This window comes from Synechococcus sp. R55.7 (genome assembly GCF_047461955.1).
In the GTDB taxonomy this organism is placed as follows: Bacteria; Cyanobacteriota; Cyanobacteriia; order Thermostichales; family Thermostichaceae; genus Thermostichus.
This window is the reverse complement of the sequence record NZ_JANSIC010000260.1, coordinates 1-3,298: the sequence shown is the minus strand read 5'-3', so window position 1 is coordinate 3,298 and position 3,298 is coordinate 1. Positions and strand designations below refer to the sequence as shown.

The window sequence follows — 3,298 nt, the reverse complement described above, 5'->3', positions numbered from 1 at the left end:
CTGAAAACAGGTGTTCGTAGATGTCCGTTGACAAGGGATCTCCTCTCGTAAAATGGGATCACCTCGAGATAACCCCTCTTTAGCTGGGCTAGACCTATGGACATCATCACCCTTGGCTGGATTGCCGTCCCCACCTTCTTCGTTCTTTCCATTGCCCTGGTGGTCTGGGGGCGCAACGGCATGTAATTTGTCATGCCTGGATTGAGCCTCACATCCATCTTGCATTCATCTTGTTGTTCCTGCCGCCGATATTGACGGGGTTACCCCCGCTCACACCATGGAAACCGATCTTCCCTTGGTCGCCCGCATCGCCTACGGAAGCATCTTTTTGCTGTTGACAGCCGTAACCCTGGGCGTTGGCTACATTACCTTCATCGACTGGCGGGATCGGCGGCGACGCAACGAAGTTGAGCGCAAAGCCCGTCGCTCCAAGCGCTAGCGCCGCTGTTGGGCCTGCTCAGGTCAGTCTTCAACCCAACTCAGGGTGGGGATGGCCAGGTAAGGCAGGGGATCCTGGGGTTGCAGTTGAGAAAGATGCCGCAGGATGCCCTGGTTAGCCTGCCACAGGGCTTGCACATCCCATCCGGCGTAGGTGGGCAGAAAGTCCGCCAGCTTGCGGTTGGCCTCCCCCAACAGGATCATGCAGCCGCGGCGGTTGCCGTTTTGCAGGTGATAGTAGGCCACGGCGGTTTGCAAAAGCCCCTGGTAGAAGCGCCGCTCTGGATCCACTGCCTCCATCCACAGGGCCTCTAGGGTGTCGTGGCAGGCGTAAAATTCCCCCCGGTTAAACTGCTCGGCGGCCAAACGCAACGCTTCTGAGTGGGCATTGCTCATGTGGCTAGGCACAGTTGTGGGCTAGGGGTGAGGTCTGCACAGGCAGGGATCCCTGCGGCAACACCAGGGTAAAGCAGGTTTTGCCTTGAGAACTCTCCACCGAGACGCTGCCCCCCAGCCGCTGCATCCACTGCTTGACCAAAGCCAGGCCCAGGCCGGTGCCGCCCCGCTTCCAGGGATCCCCGCTGGGGATGCGGTAGAACTTCTCGAAGATGCGCTCCCACTCGCTGTGGGGAATTTCTACTCCCTCGTTGATCACCCGAATTTCCACCTGCTGCGGGCCAGAGCGCTGCGCTGTTACCCAGATGTTGCACCTTGGGGGAGTATACTTGCAGGCGTTGTTGACCAGCTCCTGCACCACCCGCTCCAGGCCGCCCCGATCGGTGAGCACCTTGCCCACATTTGGCGCAATCTGCCACTGCAACCGTTGCTGGTTGGCCTGGGCCCGCTGTAGAAACGGCTCCAGCACGCTGGGCAGCCAGGTTGCCAGCGGCACTTCTTCCAGATGGAGCGTTTTGGATCCCTGCTCCAGCCTCTGCAGATCCAAGAGATCGTTGACCAATTCCGCCTCCCGCTCACACTCCTGCTCCAAAATCTTGAGATATTGCTCTCGTTTTTGGGGGGCGCGGGCGGTTTTCAGCAGTTGGATGGCCATCCTCATGTTGGTGATGGGGGTGCGCAGCTCGTGGGAGACGGTGCTCAAAAAATCATCTTTGAGGCGGTTGAGGCGCTCCAGCTCACCAATTTGCTGCACAGAAGCCTGGTAGAGGCGGGCCTGGCGGATGGCAATGGCGCAGTGATCCGCCACCTGCTGCACCACCTGCACCTCCAGTTCATCAAAGCACTCGGCTGCCGGCTTCGCCAGCCAGAGATCCCCCAGCACCCCTTGGTCATCCCGCAGCGGGCACACCAGCAGGGTCAGCCCTTCCCGACGGGGGATCCAGCCCTGCCCAGGCAAGTGGCAGAATTGCACCGCTTGACCCCCTTGCAGGTGCCGGTAAAGATCGGGGTAGTCGGCCAAGGTCAGGGTGATCCCACCGGCAGGTGGTAGAGCAGAGGTGTATTCATAGCGCACCGTCGCCTGGCCAGATGCCCAATCGTAGAGACAGAGATCGCAACCTTGAATGGGCAACCCCAGAGCCAACTCCTGCACCACTGCCCGCAGGATCTGGGCTTCCTCCAAACTGCTGCGCACCTGGTCGGTGACCCGCTGCAAGAGGGCATCCATAGCCAGAGATCGCTGCAGGGCCGCCGTCCGCTCCTGCACCTCCTGCTCCAGACGGGCGTTGAGGGTTTGCAACTGCCGGTAGAGCTGATTTTGCGTAATGGACAGGGCCAAATGTACCCCGACCCGACTCATCAGCTCTTGCTCTGCAGCTGACCAAGCCTTAGGCTCGTCAATTTTCAGCTCCCGCCAGGCAGCAAAAGAGATCAAAGGCAGTTCTTGTCTGGGATCCCCCTGAGCAAACCAACGGTAGCCCGCCCAGTGGGTTTCTTGGTAAACGGCCCCGCGAAACACGCTCAGCCAGCCCACCGGCTGGTCATTCCAGGCGAGCTGGGCCACCAGCAGGCCACGAATGGGTGTCTGCTTCATCTGCTCTTGCAGCTCCGGCCATTTCTCCAAGTGGGATAGCGACCACATCTTCACCCAGCCCCCCGCTCCTCCGGCCCTTCCGAGCTGCTCCTGTAGCCAGGTGTCGTAGCTGGCCGGGGGTTGCACGCCATGACAACAGAGGGTGTCTGCGCCCATAAAGTGGATCCGCAGCCGCGCCCCGATCCCCTGCAAACCGGCAGCAAGCTGCTCCAGCACCGTGGTCAAGGTCGTCTCCGGGTGTAGGGGCGAGTAAACTAGAGCAGCAATTTGGTTGATGAGGCGTTCCTGCTGCGCCTTTTGCCGCGCTTGCTCCAGCAATTCCGCCTGAGCAATGGCAATGGAAACTTGATCCGCCAGCAACTGCACCACCTGCAGCTCTTCTTGGGAGTAGGGACGAGGCTCGGCATGATGGGAGACCAACAGCCCCCAAAGCTCTTGATGATGCATGAGGGGAACCACCAAGGAAGAGGCCACCCCCATGGATTTCAAATAGTGGACATGGCAGGGATCCACAGGCCGCTGTAGCGGCTCGCCCAGCGGAACCCTAGCAGACAACCCCCAAGACTCCGGCTGGCTGATGGAACGGCTCTGCGCCTCCACATCCACAATTACCCGCGCCTGAGCTAGGCGAAACAACCGCCGCGCCTCCTCGGGAATATCCCCTGCCGGAAAAGTCAGCCCCAAGAGCGAGGGCAGCCGCTCCCCGCCTCGTGCTTCCGCCACCACCGTTCCGTGACCTTCGGGATCAAAGCGGTAAACCTTCACCCGATCCGTACCCAAAAAGGCGCGCACCTCCTCCACCGTCGCCCTCAGGATCTGATCCAGCTCCAGGGATTGCCGAATCTGGTGGGTGATGCGGTTGATGAGGGC

4 protein-coding genes are annotated in these 3,298 nt (G+C 60.6%); 2 read left to right on the top strand and 2 right to left on the bottom strand.

Annotation, left to right across the window (positions count from 1 at the left end; all coding sequences use genetic code 11):
- Positions 1–96: 96 nt before the first annotated feature.
- Both NW820_RS11350 and NW820_RS11345 read left to right on the top strand, forming a co-directional pair.
- Positions 97–186, top strand: a complete 90-nt coding sequence (locus NW820_RS11350; RefSeq protein ID WP_244349857.1) for a cytochrome b6-f complex subunit PetN — start codon at positions 97–99, stop codon at positions 184–186.
- Positions 187–277: 91 nt separating this feature from the next.
- Positions 278–439, top strand: coding sequence for a hypothetical protein (locus NW820_RS11345; RefSeq protein WP_011434030.1), 162 nt, complete (start codon positions 278–280; stop codon positions 437–439).
- 23 nt (positions 440–462) lie between these two features.
- Here the strand turns inward: NW820_RS11345 and NW820_RS11340 are convergent, their stop codons facing one another.
- Positions 463–834, bottom strand: coding sequence for a DUF309 domain-containing protein (locus tag NW820_RS11340; RefSeq protein WP_011434029.1), 372 nt, complete (start codon positions 832–834; stop codon positions 463–465).
- Between the two features lie 4 nt (positions 835–838).
- On the bottom strand, positions 839–3,298 hold a 2,460-nt coding region (locus tag NW820_RS11335; protein WP_414407529.1), incomplete at its 5' end, for a GAF domain-containing protein.